Source organism: Occallatibacter sp., from assembly GCF_049582745.1.
Taxonomy (GTDB): domain Bacteria; phylum Acidobacteriota; class Terriglobia; order Terriglobales; family Acidobacteriaceae; genus Telmatobacter.
The window spans coordinates 1-16,153 of sequence record NZ_JBAUUO010000162.1 but is presented as its reverse complement, the minus strand read 5'-3'; the positions used below and the strand labels follow the sequence as shown (position 1 = coordinate 16,153).

Annotated in this window: 15 protein-coding genes; 6 read left to right on the top strand and 9 right to left on the bottom strand. The window is 59.7% G+C overall.

The window, feature by feature from the left end:
* Positions 1–386: 386 nt before the first annotated feature.
* On the top strand, positions 387–1,604 hold the full coding sequence (locus WCA10_RS23060) for an SGNH/GDSL hydrolase family protein (RefSeq protein WP_472824886.1): 1,218 nt from the start codon (positions 387–389) through the stop codon (positions 1,602–1,604).
* Between the two features lie 106 nt (positions 1,605–1,710).
* On the opposite strand, the gene WCA10_RS23055 is transcribed toward WCA10_RS23060, so the two are convergent.
* The 3 genes from WCA10_RS23055 to WCA10_RS23045 form a co-directional block, all read right to left on the bottom strand.
* On the bottom strand, positions 1,711–2,835 hold the full coding sequence (locus tag WCA10_RS23055) for a lysylphosphatidylglycerol synthase transmembrane domain-containing protein (RefSeq protein ID WP_472824885.1): 1,125 nt from the start codon (positions 2,833–2,835) through the stop codon (positions 1,711–1,713).
* Between the two features lie 219 nt (positions 2,836–3,054).
* Entirely contained in the window at positions 3,055–3,798 is a 744-nt protein-coding gene (locus tag WCA10_RS23050; RefSeq protein ID WP_472824884.1) for a lytic transglycosylase domain-containing protein, read from the bottom strand.
* Between the two features lie 61 nt (positions 3,799–3,859).
* The gene (locus WCA10_RS23045; protein ID WP_472824883.1) at positions 3,860–4,741 is read right to left on the bottom strand and encodes a Cof-type HAD-IIB family hydrolase; all 882 of its coding nucleotides are present in this window, start codon (positions 4,739–4,741) and stop codon (positions 3,860–3,862) included.
* Positions 4,742–5,091: 350 nt separating this feature from the next.
* Here WCA10_RS23045 and WCA10_RS23040 point away from each other — a divergent pair, with 350 nt between their 5' ends.
* From WCA10_RS23040 to WCA10_RS23030, 3 genes are read left to right on the top strand one after another with little or no spacing between them, the layout of a single operon-like run.
* Complete coding sequence (locus WCA10_RS23040) at positions 5,092–5,685, top strand: flavodoxin domain-containing protein (protein WP_472824882.1); 594 nt, start codon at positions 5,092–5,094, stop codon at positions 5,683–5,685.
* 45 nt (positions 5,686–5,730) lie between these two features.
* Complete coding sequence (locus WCA10_RS23035) at positions 5,731–5,931, top strand: hypothetical protein (RefSeq protein WP_472824881.1); 201 nt, start codon at positions 5,731–5,733, stop codon at positions 5,929–5,931.
* A gap of 24 nt (positions 5,932–5,955) precedes the next feature.
* Complete coding sequence (locus tag WCA10_RS23030; RefSeq protein WP_472824880.1) at positions 5,956–6,468, top strand: GNAT family N-acetyltransferase; 513 nt, start codon at positions 5,956–5,958, stop codon at positions 6,466–6,468.
* On the opposite strand, the gene WCA10_RS23025 is transcribed toward WCA10_RS23030, so the two are convergent.
* The 4 genes from WCA10_RS23025 to WCA10_RS23010 all read right to left on the bottom strand — a co-directional run bounded on the left by WCA10_RS23025 (position 6,459) and on the right by WCA10_RS23010 (position 10,941).
* Entirely contained in the window at positions 6,459–7,706 is a 1,248-nt protein-coding gene (locus tag WCA10_RS23025) for an FtsX-like permease family protein (RefSeq protein ID WP_472824879.1), read from the bottom strand. The genes WCA10_RS23030 and WCA10_RS23025 overlap by 10 nt on opposite strands.
* A gap of 6 nt (positions 7,707–7,712) precedes the next feature.
* Positions 7,713–9,992 (bottom strand): hypothetical protein, encoded by a 2,280-nt coding sequence (locus WCA10_RS23020; protein ID WP_472824878.1) that lies wholly within the window; start codon positions 9,990–9,992, stop codon positions 7,713–7,715.
* A 234-nt stretch (positions 9,993–10,226) separates the two neighbouring features.
* The gene (locus WCA10_RS23015; protein ID WP_472824877.1) at positions 10,227–10,625 is read right to left on the bottom strand and encodes an RNA-binding S4 domain-containing protein; all 399 of its coding nucleotides are present in this window, start codon (positions 10,623–10,625) and stop codon (positions 10,227–10,229) included.
* Between the two features lie 19 nt (positions 10,626–10,644).
* The gene (locus WCA10_RS23010; RefSeq protein WP_472824876.1) at positions 10,645–10,941 is read right to left on the bottom strand and encodes a hypothetical protein; all 297 of its coding nucleotides are present in this window, start codon (positions 10,939–10,941) and stop codon (positions 10,645–10,647) included.
* A gap of 276 nt (positions 10,942–11,217) precedes the next feature.
* On the opposite strand from WCA10_RS23010, the gene WCA10_RS23005 reads away from it, so the two are divergent.
* Positions 11,218–11,691, top strand: coding sequence for a response regulator (locus tag WCA10_RS23005; protein WP_472824875.1), 474 nt, complete (start codon positions 11,218–11,220; stop codon positions 11,689–11,691).
* 62 nt (positions 11,692–11,753) lie between these two features.
* On the opposite strand, the gene WCA10_RS23000 is transcribed toward WCA10_RS23005, so the two are convergent.
* Both WCA10_RS23000 and WCA10_RS22995 read right to left on the bottom strand, forming a co-directional pair.
* Complete coding sequence (locus tag WCA10_RS23000) at positions 11,754–12,761, bottom strand: NAD(P)-dependent alcohol dehydrogenase (protein ID WP_472824874.1); 1,008 nt, start codon at positions 12,759–12,761, stop codon at positions 11,754–11,756.
* Between the two features lie 95 nt (positions 12,762–12,856).
* Positions 12,857–14,767: a SpoIVB peptidase S55 gene (locus WCA10_RS22995; protein ID WP_472824873.1), complete on the bottom strand. Its 1,911-nt coding sequence runs from the start codon at positions 14,765–14,767 to the stop codon at positions 12,857–12,859.
* 93 nt (positions 14,768–14,860) lie between these two features.
* Between WCA10_RS22995 and WCA10_RS22990 the strand changes: the two genes are divergently transcribed.
* Positions 14,861–16,114: a VWA domain-containing protein gene (locus WCA10_RS22990; protein ID WP_472824872.1), complete on the top strand. Its 1,254-nt coding sequence runs from the start codon at positions 14,861–14,863 to the stop codon at positions 16,112–16,114.
* The last annotated feature ends 39 nt before the right edge of the window (positions 16,115–16,153 follow it).

Below are 16,153 nucleotides of genomic sequence, written 5' to 3'. Positions count from 1 at the left end.
GGACCTAAGTCCAATCCGCACAAACCTCTACAGCGATCCTCAATCCACACAGACCTTTATCGCCACCCTCGTCTGCAAGCAGATGTAAACAAGACCTTTACCCTAAGAGGGGGGATAATAGGGGTCCCAGGGACTCACGTCCATGTTCAACGAATGCCGGCATATTCTCACCAGCGGACACAAGTTCGAAGCACGCAAGGTGCACTTGACAATCTACGTGATCGACTCCGCCCAATCGCCTGCTCCCAACTGAATCCGCCATTCAATCAATTCAGATGGACCCGATCAGAAGGTCCTGGCCGGCTCCGGCCGACTTTTGGTCGCTTTGTCAATGGGGCGTTTATGATGGACCTTCTTTAATTTGCCAAGAAGGGGTCAACATCAAAATGCGCTTTCGTGTTGCTGTCTTGCTGCTTCTTGCTGCATCCACTGTTTCCGCACAATCTGCTTCGCCTGAATCTGCCCCCACGCATTGGGTTGGAACCTGGGCTGCTTCGGCGTTCGATGGCGATCCGTGGCACACGGTTCCTACGCTGGTGGATTCAACGCTGCGCGAGATTGTGCACACGTCGCTTGCCGGCAACGCAGTTCGCGTGCGGCTGACGAATGAGTTTGGCACGGAACCGCTGCGCGTGGATGCCGCGACGATCGGATTGAGTGCTGGGGTAAGCAGCGTGGACGCGGCGACCCTGCACGATCTCATGTTTGGCGGTTCGCCTTCGATCGTGATTCCGCCGGGCGCCGAAGTCGTGTCGGACGCTGTCGCGATGGCGACGCCGGCATTCGCCAATCTGGCGATCAGCATCTACCTCCCGCTGCAGCAGGTGAGCGACGTTACAGTGCATTCGAGCGCGCAGCAGGACAACTTCATCCAGACCGGCAACCATGTGCGGGATGCTTCGCTGGCGTCGCCGGTGCTGACACCGTCGTGGTATTTCCTGAAGGCGGTGGACGTTGAGCCCGCGAGCGCACATGCTGCGGCGGTGGTTGCGTATGGCGATTCGATTACGGATGGCGCGCTGTCGACGGAAAATGCCAACCATCGCTGGCCGGATTACCTCGCGGTGCGGCTCAAGAATAATCCTGCGACGGCGGACCTTGCGGTGCTGGACGAAGGCATCGGGGGCAACTGCATTCTGATTCACTGCGTCGCGCAGAATGCGCTGGCGCGATTTGACCGGGATGTTCTATCGCAGGCGGGTGTGAAGTATGTGATCGTGCTGGAGGGCATCAACGACATTGGTACGCTGCACGAGCCCAATCGGCCGAATTACAAGCTCACTGCGGAGGATCTGGAGCAGGGGCTTGCGCAACTGGTGGCGCGCGCGCACGAGCACGGGATCAAGGTATTCGGAGCGACGCTTACCGCGTACAAGGGCGCCGGTTACTTTACTGAGAATGGCGAACAGATTCGCGAGGCCCTCAATCACTGGATTCTGACTTCGGGTGTATTTGACGCGGCGATCGACTTTGATAAAGCGACGGGCGATCCGGCCAATCCGCTGATGTTCGCGCCGCAATACGAAAGCGGCGACCATCTGCACCCGAAGGATGCGGGGTATGCGGCGATGGCGGATTCGATTGATCTGGGGTTGTTCCGGTAGAGCAGGGAACAGTGGACAGTGGGCAGTGAACAAGTGAAGAGTGAACAAGTGAAAAAGTGAACACGTGAAGAGTGAACGGTGAGCAACGACGGATGATTTTGGAGTCTTAAACAGACTCTGAGTTTGCGGCGGCGGGGGGCGGGTCGGCGGAGATGTGTTCGGCTTCTTCTTCGCTTTCGTGGGTGACCTTGCGCAGGCTGATGTGGTCGAACTGCGCCCAGACGAGGCCGATGGGGATGACGCCGATGAAGGTGACGAGGAGCAGGGTTGCCGCGCAGGCCATCGAGGCTTCTGCGCTGACCTGAAATCCATTGGCCAAGACGGCTGCGACGGCGAAGATTTGCGTGAACCAGCCGAGGATTGGCAATTGCAGGACGCTGGCGCCCCCGCTGATCATCATTAGAACGACCGTCTGCGAGAAGCGGATTGTGGAAAGTTCATGACTGCCGGTGAAGCCCCGCAAGGTGATGAAATAGGCAAATGCAATGATGGTCCACATACCGACCGATGTTCCTGCGGCGATGAGGAAGTCGGGAATAGTCCGGATGGTGTCGAGGCCGGCCTGAAAACTCAGAATCTTTTCTCCAACAATGCGTCCGAGATTCTTGGAGATGAGGCTCAGCGATTTGTCCATGATGACGGCCACTGTTGAACCAAGGAGTCGCACGAGAACCAGGAAGAGGACGCCAAACAGGGTGAGGACAAGGCCTCCGTACTGAGCGATGCGCGGGCCGGCAAATTTCGCGAGGAAGCCGGAATGAGTGGACTGGACGAGCAGACTTGAGCTGGCGTTTTGATCACGGAAAATGACGATCATGGCCACGGAGAAGAAGACGGCCATCGTGCCAAAGTCGAAGAGACGCTCGACGACGTAGACGGCGAGTTGATTAGCGATCGATAGCCCAGTTTTCTTTGCAGTGAGGTATGGGCGGACCGGGTCGGCGACTCGGCCGATCAAAGCAACAGCGGTAAAGCCCATGACCTGCGAGCCCACGAGCGAGAGAGGGTTTACCTTTTGGTGGTGGCGGAGCAGGTATGCCCAGCGGGTCGCGCGAAAGATGTACGCGAAATAGATGCAGCCCAGGCCGATGCCGAAGTAGCTCCACTTCGCGAGAGCGAACTGCTCGATGACCTCGTGCCAGTTGATTGGGTGACGGTGCTGTGCGTAGAAGGCGAGAGCCACGAGCGCTGCAAGAAGTACCAACCCCAGAATCAATTGTCGTTTGCTCAAGCGCTCTCCGTTTCGGTATCTGTTTCTATCTTATGGGCAAGAGCCCTGATCAGCTTATTCCACATTGGTGTCGGAGATTCTGGGTTCAGCCGCCGAGCACGCAAAGAAGCAACCGCAGGTTCCTCACTCCTCTTTCACCCCAGCCACATAGACCGGTGGCCGAGCATCCCGCCGTTGGTCGCTCGAAATGACGATTTCAGCCGGGGGAACGGAGGCGATTTAGCGGGTTGTGGAAGGGCGGAAGGGGGATTGTGTGGCTTGGCGGGCCTGACTGAAGTGGGCTTGGCGGGCCAGAACGCGGCGGTTGAACTCGTGGATGACGCGGGCTACGTAGGCGCGGGTTTCGTGGTAGGGCGGGATACCGTGATATTTGTCGACAGCGGCGGGGCCGGCGTTGTAGGCGGCTAGTGCAAGGGCGATGTTGTCGTGGTACTTCACGAGAAGTTCATTGAGGTAGGCGGAGCCGCCGCGCACGTTCTGATCGGGGCGGAAGCTGTCGTCGACGCCCACTTCGGCCGCGGTTTTGGGCATGAGCTGCATGAGACCTCGGGCGCCGGCGCGGCTGACGGCGCGAGGGTTGCCATCACTCTCTGCCTTGACGACACTGGCGAGGAGGTCGGCGTCGAGGTTATGCTGCTGGCTGGCGCGGGCGAGCATTTCGTGGAGATCAAGAGAGCTCAGGGGGGCTTCGGTTTGGGGATTGACGGAGGCCGGGTCTGCCGGAGGTGGCGGCGGGTCGGGGATGGCTTCGATTTTTGCGATGTCGGAAGGCGCGCGATCGATGTAGCTGTTTACGCCTGGCCCCATGTAGAGGCGGATGTGGGAGCCGACTTGTGCGTGATGACTGCAAACGATGTCGTAGCCGTTGGTGAGGCTGACGCGCTCGGCGGACTGGGCGGGACGCGATGCGCACCCGACCAGGAGTGCTGCGAGAGCGGCGGCGCTTTGGAGGCGTGTATGCAAAGCTGAATTCCTGTTTCTGGTTCGTTCCGGGCTTTCGTTCCGGGCCTCTGCTCCGGCTGGTTCAGACTTTATCAGAGGAGTGGCGGGCGACGGCCATCTCCAAAGTCACGGCCACGCCATCTTCGTCATTGGGAGGAGTTTGCTTCCATCCGCGGGTCTTGGCGAGGGTGCGCAGGTCCTGAGCGGCATTGGCCATCATGACGCCCTGGCCGGCCCACTCGAGCATGTCGACGTCGTTCCAGTTGTCGCCGATGGCCATGGTCTCTTTGCGATCGACACCGAGGCGGGCGGCAAGGCGTTGGAGGGCCCATCCTTTGGATACGCCTGGGGGCAACAGATCGAGAATGGAGAGATCGCGCGCAGGATATTCGGTGCGGACGGCTTCGCAGGAAGCGCTCAGTTCACTGGCTTTGAGAGCCTTCTCGGCCTGGCGCATTTTGTCGAGGCCGCCAGTGACCATGCCCTGGATGGGGTCGTTGCCATCGGGGAGGGCGTTCTCGAGCGGCTTGACCACTTCGATGGCATCACGATTGGCCTCGACCCAAAGGGAGATCCTGTGATGCGCCTGATCGAAGTCTTCGAGGATGAGTTCGCCGCGACCGATGTGGTCGAAGGTGAAGACCAGTGTCCCAAAGGGTCTGAGCAGACTGCAGAGGCCGCGCGCTACGCGAGCTTCGAGGTGAGAGCGATCGATGGGGTCGCCGCCGAGGGTCCTGGTCACTGCTCCATTGGACGTGATGAGGGGCATATCCGCTCGGAGGCCAAGGCCATGGAGGAGGGGGGCGGTGTAAGCGGTGCGGCGGCCGGTGGCGATGGCGACAGTGATTCCGGCCTGCTGCGCGGCGCGAAGGGCTTTTGCGTTGCGGAGGCTGATGGACTGGCTGAAGGTGGGCAGCAGGGTGCCGTCCATGTCGATGGCCACCAGGCGCACGGGGGGATGCATAGGGTTAGTGTACCGGGAACGGATGTTCGAATTTGGAACGAATCGATTCTTCTCCCGGAGCCGGATTGTCTCCAGGAGAAATCCACATAAAGCCTCGAAAGGAGAAGCCGGGGCTAAGGCCGCCAATCCAACGGCTGTTATTCGTGGGGCTAAAAAGCCCCACGCTCCCTCCGGAGCACAAAACCGTAAGACGTAACGCCGTCGAGAGATGCCGCAGTTGAAGAATGGCTAAACCGTTCCAGTTCAAAATCCACGGGATGTGCAACGGGCGGATACTGTGCTTCACCATGTGACCGTCGGCACGCCCTTTAGACGCGAATCGGGGCAGAATTGGCATTGACGGAGGGCCTATGCAGGCCGAAGTGCTGATAGCGTATGTTTCGAGGAGCGGGTCGACGGAAGATGTGGCCGAGGCGATGGGCGTGGCAATGGAAGATGCCGGCGTGAAGGTGGATGTGAAGCCGATGGCGAACGTGGAGTCGATTGCGGATGAAACGCCGGTAGTAATTGGCACGGCTTTGTATGTCGGCCATTTTCCGGAGGAGTTTCACAGGTTTGTTACGCGGTTTAAGCGGGAGCTTGGGAATGTGCGCCCGTGGATTTTTGTTCTGGGACCGACGGAGAACGAACCCAAGCATTTCGCAACGGCGGAGGAGCAGGCGCGGAAGGAACTGACGAAGTTTCCGTGGCTCAATGCGGCGGATGTGCGCGTGATGGGAGGCAGTTTCGATCCACGACATTTGAAGCTGCCGTTTCCGCTCAACCTGGCGATGAAGCTGCCGGGGAATCCCATGAGGAAGGTTCCGGTTTCGGATATTCGCGACTGGGATTTTATCCGGAAGTGGGCGACTGGAATTGCGGAGCATGTGAAGAGGGGGACTCCAGTGCAGCGGGGAGAGTTTGCGGAATATAGCGCGTATAAGAATAGTTTGTTAGGGCATTGAGTTCCACTGTCCGGTGGTCGTGCGGACATTGAGTAAACTGGATCTATGGAACGGGTCTGTACGCATTGCCATGCGGTGCTGGGGGCGGACTCGAAGGCGGACTGGTGTCCGGCGTGCGGCGGGGCGCTGATGGAACGGGCGGAGTTGCCGGCTTCGGGAGCGAAGGCTGCGCCAGCGGAAGTGGATCATCGCGGGATTGTGTTGCCGCAACGTCATGCGCTGGCAGGAATTATCACGCCGCAGTAGATTCATCCTTTTTGCGGAGCTCAATTGATCGCGATTGAACGCATTTCACTGGGGAGCGCCCTTGTCTTCAAGGACGTGCGGCTGCGCGCGTTGCAGGAGGCGCCGACGGCTTTCTCAAGCACGTATGCGAAGGAAGCGGCGTTTCCGGATGAGGAGTGGAAGAAGCGTGCGATGCGCTGGAGCAGCGGCGGGTCGGCGGGATTTCTGGCGTTTGATGGGGATCGGGGATGCGGGATGGTATTCAGTTTTGCCGAGGAACTCGATCCTCTCCGTGCGCAGGTGGTTTCGATGTGGGTAGCGCCGGAGGTTCGGCGCGAGGGTGTAGGGCGGCGCTTGATTGAGACTGTTGTGGAGTGGGCGCGAGGGCGCGGGATGCGCGATGTGAAGCTGATGGTGACGAGCGTGAATCATGGGGCGATCGCGTTCTATGAACGGCTGGGTTTTCGGATGACGGGGAAGATGGAGGTTTATCCGAATGACGCGACGATCAAGCAGTACGAGATGGTGCTGAGTCTGCCGGGGGATAGTTATTCGTAGCGGAGGGCTTCGGCGGGGCGGATACTTGCGGCGGTAGATGAGGGGTAGAGGGTGGCGAGGAGGGAGATGCTGATGGAGACGGCGGAGACGAGGAGGCCGTCGAGCGCGCGGGGCGCGAAGGGAAGCGTGTCGATGGCGTAGACGTCGGGCGAGAGGTGGACGTGGTATTGGCTGCCAGCCCACGCGCCAATGTAGCCGAGGATGAGGCCGAGCGCGGTTCCGACGACGCTGATGAGAAGGCCTTGCAGCAAAAAGATGCGGCGCACTTGTCCCGGATCGACGCCGAAGCTCATGAGGACGGCGATGTCGCGGGTTTTCTCCATGACCATCATGGTGAGCGCGATGAGGATGTTGAGGGCGGCAACGATCACGATGAGGGTGATGACGATGAAGGTGACGATGCGTTCAAGTGCCAAGGCACGGAACAGTTCTTTGTTCTGGTCTTTCCAGTTGGTGGTCTGAAAGCCGGGGCCGGCGGCTTGTTCGATCTGTTTCGCAATCTGGGGAGCGTTGTTGAGGTTGTCGACTCTGAAGCTGATGACGGATACGAGGTCGGGTTCATCGTAGAGGCGCTGGGCATCGGCGAGGCGCATGAAGCCCCATGCCTGGTCGTACTGAAAGAAGCCGGTGTGATAGGTGCCTGCGAGACGGAAATGGACGACATTGGGAACCATGCCGAGCGGGGTAAGGTCGCCTTGCGGGCTGATCAGGGTTACAGAATCGCCGATGGTGGCGCCGATGGAGTCGGCGAGATCTTTGCCGAGGATGAGGGGGCGGTCTGTGGGGCCTGATGGCGACGCGGTTTCGCTCGGAGGTTCAAGGGCTTCTATTGCTTCGGGTGAGGCACCGGTGAGGACTTTGCTGACGTTTTTTTCGTACGCGGGGACGATGCCTTCAACGAGTGCGTAGCCTTCGCGGGCGCCGTGGGTGACGACGACTTGCTCGTCGAGTTCGGGTGCGGCGGCGACGACGTGGGGAAGCTTGGAGAGACGCGCGAGGAGAGGCTGCCAGTCGCGGATGCCATCGTTTTTTACGCGCATGAGCTGGACGTGGGCGCTGGAGTCGACGAGACGATCCTGCAGGTCGCGCTGCATGCCGTTGGTGATGGCGAGGGCAATGATGAGGGCGGCCACTCCGGCGGCAACTCCGGCGATTGAGATGGCGGTGACTACGCCGACGACGGCCTGTCGCCGTTTGGCTTTGAGATAGCGGGCCGCGACATAGAGTTCAAATCGCATCGTGTCTTACTTTGTTCCAGAGGAGCCGAAGACGGTTTTGGCTACGCCAATGTTGTCGTGGCGATCGTAAACGCGCACGGTGAGGAGATGTTCGCCGGTTTTGCCTTCGAGGGCGTTGGCCGGAATTTCGATGTCGTAGTGCTCGCGCTTTGAATCGGAGAGCTTGCCAACGGGGTCGATGTATTGCCATGTACCAGCATCGAGCGCGTACTCGGCCTGGGAGATGGGCGAGGCTGCGTCCTCTGCATCGAAGGTTACATGCACTGGAGCGGGGCAAGGGGCTTGCGCGCACTTTGCCAGGGCTAGTTCAGCGTGCAGATCGCTGACGACGGGAGGCGTGGTGTCGATTTCGAAGCGCTCGCTTTCCTTGGCGCCGGAGAGAGCTTCGCCGGGGCTATGCGAGGGCGAGTCCGACGCAACCACCTTGACGCGATAGCCGCCGTCGGGTATGAGTGCGGCGTCGAAGCTGTAGGCTTTGTCGGCGATGTCGTCTTTAAGCAGGTGCCAATCGTGTTCGCCGTCGCCGCGGAGGTAGAGCGAGTAGACGAGGTCGTCCCCATTTTCATCGTGGGCGGCCCATCGAACGGTGACAGCGGTGCGGTCTTTGACGGCTGGAAGCGGAGAGCTGGTGCTGCCGGTATCGACAGGAATCACCATGGACTGGTTTGCGGAGGGGAAGTTGATATTGACGGTTTGCTGCTGGGTGGGATTCGAGGTCTGCGGATTGAGGCGTGCGCCGGGGACGACGACAAGATCGTCGATCTCAGGTGCGGCGTTGACGGGGAGATAATTCACGCCGACGCCGGAGAGTTTGCCGCCGGTGTGGAGGACGGCTTTCCACTGGAGGAAGCGGCCGGAGGGCGATTGGATGGCATTGTCCTTGACGGGTTGCCAATCGGACCAGCCCCAATCGCCACGACCGCGCTGCGGTTGCTCGACGTTGCCGGTGCGGGTGAGGATTTCGTAGTTCGCAGAATCGGGGTCGACTTCGATGCGGCCGAAGCGGGCGAATGCTCCGGCGTCGAGGACATCGCTGGCGTACTCGTGGGTTTCGGATTTGCCGAGCGAGTAGAGCTTGCCGGTGTTGCCGGTACCGATGAGGACGGAGTTGCCGCGATCTTCGGCGAGGCTGAGGCCCTGCTGCGCTTCGACGTGCGCGATGTCGGCGTAGTCGCCGTTCTGCTGAATGCGGAAGATGTGACCGCGATTGCCGCTGATGGCGAGCAGGCCGCTTGATTGCGCAGCGAGGGCGTAGACAATGTCGTCTTTGCTGGACCAGATTTTGCGCGGAGCCTGGTCGGGCGCGAGGGCGTAGATCTCTGTGCCTTCCGGCGTGGAGGTGCTGGCGTTGGCGGCCTGCAGCGAGCCCGGCTGGACGATGGTGAAGGTGACGGAGCCGACGCCCTGCACGGCGAGAGGGGGCAGAGGATTGCGGCTTTTGTCGCCGACGCTGGCGGCGAAGATCGTGCCGTTGGCGGCTACGGCGACGGAGGTGATTTCGCGGCGCGGGGCTTCGAAGAGTACGTAGCCTTTGCCCTGCGGGCTGATGCGATAGACGAGGCCGGAGCCGTCGGAGCCGGCGATCAGATTTCCTTTTGCGTCCCAGGCGAGAGCGCGAATATGTTGTTCGTCGCTTTTGAAAAACAATTCAGGTTTAGCGTCGGGATTCGCGGGATCGATGCGATAGATTGCGCCGGGGCCTCCGACGGCGATGTAGAGCTTTCCGGCGGCGTCAAAGGTCATGTCCCAGATGTAGTGGGATTTTGATTCACGGGTCGATTTCAATTCCGTAGTGGCGCCATCCGCTTTAGCTGCGTCGAAGATGACTTTCGCGCTGGCTTCGTCCTGCTTTGCGGTTGCTCTGGGATTGAGCTTGTAGACCTTGCCGCCGGGAACGGTGGCGGCGTAGAGGGAGCCGTCGGGGTCGATGCGCACAACCTGCACGCTGACGTCGCGCGATTCAAAGAGGGTGAATGGCTTGGAATCTTTTTGCGTGCCTGCGCGCAGAACGGTGGCGGGCGAGCCGGTTCCGAGGTAGGGCGTGCCATTCTTGTCGACGGCAACGGACCATACGAAGGTGGAGGGCGTGGTGAGGATGTCGGTGAGTCCGGGACCTTCGCGCAGGTAGCCGCTGCTGCCGATGGAGACGCCTTGCGGCGTGCCTTTTTCAAAGTCCTCGATGCGGGATTGGGTCCAGAGATGGGTGCCTTGGGCGTTGAGGGTGTGAACGAGGAAAAGTGCGGCGAATGCAACGAGGACGAAGCGGCAGAGGGATGGGGATTTCACAGCAAACATTCTGATGTTGAGTCTACTAAAGCTGAGCGGTGGGGAGCAGGAGGCGGGCTGAAGAATCGCCGAGAGGACGTCCCTCAGCGGCTGAAGCCGACGATGATATTGCGCCGCCTACGGCGCGGCTAAAGCCGTGCCCTTTCAAAACGACTTCCTACGGCACGCGACCCAGAGGGCTCCTCGAGCCGTGCCCCGTCAAAACGACGGGAGGGGCGGCCCAATGTCGAGAGCTTATTGGCCGCTGCGGAATTGGACGATGCGGCGACGATCGCGCTTGGAGGGACGGCGGTCGGGCAAAGGGGCGTATTGCTGCATTGCTTTGCGCTCGGCGGCTTCGCGCTGACGCTGTTCCTTGCTGGCTTCAGTTTCGCGGTAGAGGTTTTGCGCCACGGCGGCGGGACCTCGGATATCGCTCAGTTGATGGACTTCGATATAAAACTCGCCGCCCTCATTGCGAATCCGCAGCATGTCGCCGACGCGAACATCGCGGGCAGGCTTGGCTTCGACCTCATTGGAACGGATGCGGCCAAGGTCGCAGGCTTTCGAAGCAAGGGCGCGCGTCTTGAAGAAACGCGCAGCCCAAAGCCACTTGTCGATGCGCACCGAAGTTTTGTTTTGCCCAGCCGTCAAGAGAACTCGCGGGATTGGATCAGGAAGCGGTGCTTGAAGTTTTCCAGATGTACAGGAACTCCGCATCGCTTGACGTCGCGACTTCAATGCCCCTCTGGTGTGTGGCGCGATTCAGAGCCGAGCGGATGTTTTCCTTGCTGTCGGGCAATGCCGAGAGAGGAATCTGGAGGGCGCGATCATCTTCCAACTGCTCGATGTCGCTCAGGAGCTGCGTGACGATTTGTTTGTGCTTGCCGTCTCTTCCTTTCGGGACGTCGACTTGCTTGATCGACTGATACTTCATCGGAGGAGTGTCGGAATTTGGGTTAGTGGACATGCATGTACCCTCGCGGTCTGTTTCTCTTTGCCGTTCTGGAAACGTGCTCTTAACGTACGGCTAAACCATCGTAAAAGTATCCTAATACTAAGCCGGTATTGAAAGTCAAGCTTTGTGAGGAATTCATAAGGAAGAAATTCGTATGTCGCAGAATACCTAGAGATAGTGTAGGGATGTCCTATAACTCTCAACCTTATAGGCATTTAGGCCGTGATTTCAAAGAGTTAGCCCGTACACAATAAAAGGTGCTAGGGTAATTTCAGAGGTGAAAAACAAGTGAGCAAGAACAAGAATTTCCCCACTGTTCGGCTCGAGGATGTTCCCGCGAGCATTGATGGAAATAATGCCAACGGGTATCGTCCGGTGGTCCTGGTTGTCGATGACGAGAGCGTGATTGCCGACACGCTGGCTGAGATTCTGACGCGCAGCGGCTACACGGGAGTGGCTGAATACGATGGCGACAGCGCGCTGGAGACTGCGCTTATGATGCCACCGGAGATGCTGATCACCGACGTCGTTCTGCCAGGCATGACGGGTATCGAACTCGCGATTACGGTGCGGCGCATTTTCCCAGATTGCAAGATCATTCTTTTCTCAGGGCAGGCTTCGACGGCCGATCTGCTGGCAAGCGCGCGCGCGGATGGTCATTACTTCACGTTGCTCAACAAGCCGCTGCATCCGCAGGATCTGTTGCTGCGTGTTTCGGAAGGGCTGAAATCGCACAGGCCTGTCGCCGCGGAAGCGAAATAGTTGCCGGCGAAGATGCGGTGAGCAGAAATTTCAATGGGCGCCCTGGAGGCGCCCATTGAAATTTAGTTGGCTAGGACCGCGCGGTAGCGGACTTTGTTCTTTTTGACTTTTTCGATGGCCTCGTTGGCCCTGGCCATGACGAAGGTTTCTGTAGTCGCCTTGACACCATGACGGGCCGCTACGTCGAGCATTTCGCGCATTTTTTGCGGGCTTCCGATGGGGCTACCGGTGACAGCGCGGATTCCGGATATCAGGGGAAAAGCCTGCAGGGATACGGGCGACGGAGGCACGCCGACAAAGCAAAGCGTGCCGGTGGGCCGGAGTGCCTGGATGTAGACGTTCCAATCCTGGTCGGCATTCGCGGTATTCAGAATGAAATCGAGCGAGCCGGCGACTTCTTTCATCGATTTCGATTCGCGTGAATGCACGAAGTGATGCGCGCCGAGGGCACGAGCTTCTTCCTCTTTGCCAGTTGAAGTGGAGAAGGCGGTGACCTCTGCACCGAAGACACGCGCGAACTGGATGGCGATGTGTCCAAGGCCGCCGATTCCGACGATGCCTACGCGGGATGATGGGTTGACGCCGTGGTCGCGCAGCGGGCTGTAGACGGTGATGCCGCCACAGAGAAGGGGAGCGGCGTGTTCACTCGAAAGCTCGTCGGGAATACGCATCACGAAGCGGGCATTGGCGCGGACGTTGTTTGCGTATCCGCCATTGCGATGGACGCAGGTGGCTTCCATCGAGGGACACAGGTTTTCAAGTCCGCGGCTGCACCACTCGCACTCGCCGCAGGAGTTGGACTGCCATCCGAGGCCGACACGCTGGCCGACCTTCAGTGACTTCACATGCGAACCTGCATCAGTGATGGTCCCGATGATTTCGTGCCCTGGGATGAAGGGATACTGGCTGATGCCCCAGTCGTTTGAAATGAGATGGAGGTCGCTATGACAGATGCCGCAGTGGGTGATGCCGATTTCGACTTCCTGCAAGCCCAGATCGCCTGGGTCATAGCGAAAAGGCAAAAGCTCGGCGCCCGCTGCGTGAGCTGCTAGTCCTTGAATTAAGGCCATGGTGGTTCCGCAGTCCTCGCTGGGGGTCGCAAAAAGGGGCCGGATAGCCGGGCCAAACAAGTGCGACAGATTTACGTAAGCGGTGCAGTTTAAGTCTAGTCTAAACCGCCGCCGGGCTCGATGTGCAGATTGAGGATTTGAAATCCGCTGAGCACGCCGCCCGCGGGAGAATCGCCGGCGACCACGGCGGACTCACCGTTGAGGGTGACATCTCTTGCGGAGCGCAGTGGCTCGAAAGCATTGGCCATCGAGAGTGGGAGCGTGGAGAGGGTATGGCCATCGACGCCGGCCTGGGCGTCGGGGAGCAGTAGGCTGACGAAGACGCGATCGGCGGCGTGGTGGTTTTGCGCCTGGGCCAGGGCGGTATCGAGGTCGACGGTGCGATTGGAGATGAGCGGAGGATTGAGAGCGCGGTCGAGGGTTCCGGCATCGGAGACGAGAAGGCGGATGGGTCCGGCGGGAAGTTGCGGGGGCAGAGCGATGGGAATGCGGATGTTCCGCTCTGGCTGCTGCCACGGCCTCAGTGTGGCCTCCACGACGACGGTGTCGCCGGCGTGGACGATGTTGCCGGAGTCGATGCGGGCGGTTTCGAGTTCGACTTGAGCACGGCGGGGAATGGAGTCGACGTCGAGGTCGATGGCCTTGATAGCGCCCTGGCGCGCACCATTTGCGTAGAGCTGGGCGAAAGTTTGGTCGGTCTGCACGGCGGCGGAAAGCTGCGCGGAGACCTGGTCTCCGGCGGGGGCCCAGAGATCGAGAGGCGATGGCGGATAGCCTTCGATGTTGACGCTGCCGGTGACGTGATAGCTGGTTTCGAGGCCGCTCTGATTGTTTTCAAGCAGAGCGTCGTAGAGCGAGACCAGGACGGCCTGCGGGGTGAGTGAAGGAAGGTCAACGACTTCGATGTTGAGCTTGCGGTCAGCGCCCTCACCGTGGACGGTGATGTGGACGGGGATCATGTGCGGCTTAATGCCGAGCACTCCACGAATGGCGGAATCGCGATCGTCGGTGAAGGTGCCGATGGGGTCGCCGGTGTTGATGATCTTGAATGCGTTGAGCGGCGAGGCGAGAGTATCCACAACCTCCGCGGTGGTCATGGGCAGAGAGACAGACCCGGCCTGGAGAATTGGATGACCGCATGCGAGAAGCTGTTTGGGATCGACGTAAGTGACGGTGCAGGTGGCCGAAATCTCAAGATCGCCTCGGACAAGCTGGGCGCTGACTGCAGAGCCGGGAACGACGCTGGCAATGGCGGAGCGCGAAATGGTGTCGAAAGAACCGGCGGCATCGGGCCTGGAGGAGCCGCTGCCACCTCCGGCGGCGATGATGTCGAGGCCGGTTCCGGCCATTTCCTTTTGCCAGAGGCGAATGGCTTCGGGGCGGAAGCCGCTCATGACGAGTGGAGTTTCCATGGCTTGGAACGTCATGCTGCCGGAGGATAGACCTGTCTCTGTTTGTGCGAGCGGGGATGCGGGCGATGCCGAGGCCCATTGGGTGTTGACCGGCATGTCCTTGACTTCGAGCATTTGCGCGATGGGCGTGATGCCGGCGATGGGGTCTTTGGCGAACTGGCCGATGCGGTAGGAGAGGGAGCCGAGGAGCCTATTGCCGATGTAGACGGGGCTGCCGCTCATGCCGGCAACGACGCCCGTGTATTCAGGCTTGGCACCGCGTAGCTGGGCGAGGACCATGTCCTGGCCGGGGCCGCGTGCCCCGCGCAGAACGCCGAGGATTTCAACCTGCATGGGCTCGGGTTTGGTACCGGTGAAGACGGTCCAGGCTGTGGCTATCTGGCCGCGATGCACCTGGTTGAGCGGGAAAAAGCCCTCGCCGGAGGGGGGAGGGGAGGGGGGTGGGATTTGGGCGGGAAGAGCTGCGGCGGCGAGAAGGAAGGCGGCGAGGATGGGGGACAGGGCCGGCCCCAGGATTCGGACGAGCGTTCGAATCGGGGTCGGGAATGCCTTATGGCAGGAGTTCACGTCTATAAGATTAAACCGGAGCCGCATCGGTCTGCGAGATTGCGTGTTCTTTCCAATTGTCATGCGCTAAGGTTTTGACGCCCGAAGCTGAAGGTTGTATTCGCGGATGTACTGCTTTGCTTGCCGATTCCTTCGGGCTATCCCTATGCTGTGAAGATAGAGGCCGTCATGCCAACGAATTGTCCTTACGATTTACGCCGTTGCAGTTTCGCTTTGTTTCTGCTGCTGGTGGTTCTGTCGCTCTCGCCAGTTGCCTGGACACAGAGTACGCCACCTGCACCGCAAAACCCACCGGCACAGAAGCCGGATCAGACTGCTCCGGACGCCGGTGGCCCAACGGGAGATAACGGAGCTATCGCGCTTCCGAAAAAGAAAGATGCGCCGGAGACCGCGCCGCCGCCCGCACCAGCTCAACCGAAATTCAAGAATCCGGAGGGAGCGGGGGACTATTCGCTCCGGGTGAATGTTCCCGAGGTGTCGGTGGATGTGGGGGTGCTGCTGGAAAAGACTGGCCAGTTTGTGCCGGGGCTGAAGCCCTCGAATTTCAGAGTGTATGAGAATGGCGTGGAGCAGAAGGTCACAGGATTCAAGCGGGTGGAGGCGCCGATCACGGCTTTGTTGTTGTGCGAGTTTTCAAACAGCAACTATACCTACCAATTTCTTTATGATATGCAGAATGCGGCGTGGGAGTTTGCGCAGCAGCTGCGGCCGCAGGATTACGTCGCGCTGATGACGTTCGATATGCGCACGCAAATCTGGCTGGATTTCACGCAGGACAAGCGCCAGCTCTTGAATGCGATCCAGTCGCTGGTGATTCCGGGATTCACGGAGCGGAATCTTTTCGACGCGCTGTATGAAGCAGAAGATCGGTTGAGCCGGATCGACGGACACAAGTACATCATCCTGATCGCGTCAGGACGCGACACTTTCTCGAAGCTCACGCTGGACCAGATCTACAAGAAGGTGAAGACTACGCCGGATATCACGATCTTTGCGATTTCGACGGGCGGCGCATTGCGGGCGATGACGGAGGGGGGCCCGGGATTCAACCAACAGATGCGGGATATCGATTATCTGCAAGCGGATAACGAGATGAAAACTTTTGCCAAGATGACCGGCGGGATGTTCTTTCAGCCGCGATTTGTGGGGGAGATGCCGGATATTTTCTCGGACATCAACAAGGCGATCCGGTCGAAGTACCAGCTTGTGTACCACCCGACGGACGCGAAGCAGGATGGCACGTATCGCAAACTGCGCGTGGAACTCGTGGATGACGAGGGGAAGCCGTTGCGCTTCCAGGACGAGAAGCATAAGGCGCTGAAGTATGAAATCATTGCGCGCGACGGTTATCGGGCAAAGCAGGAAGTGGAATAGAGCGGGGAGATGAAGGTGGGACATGCGGCAGCCTATGGG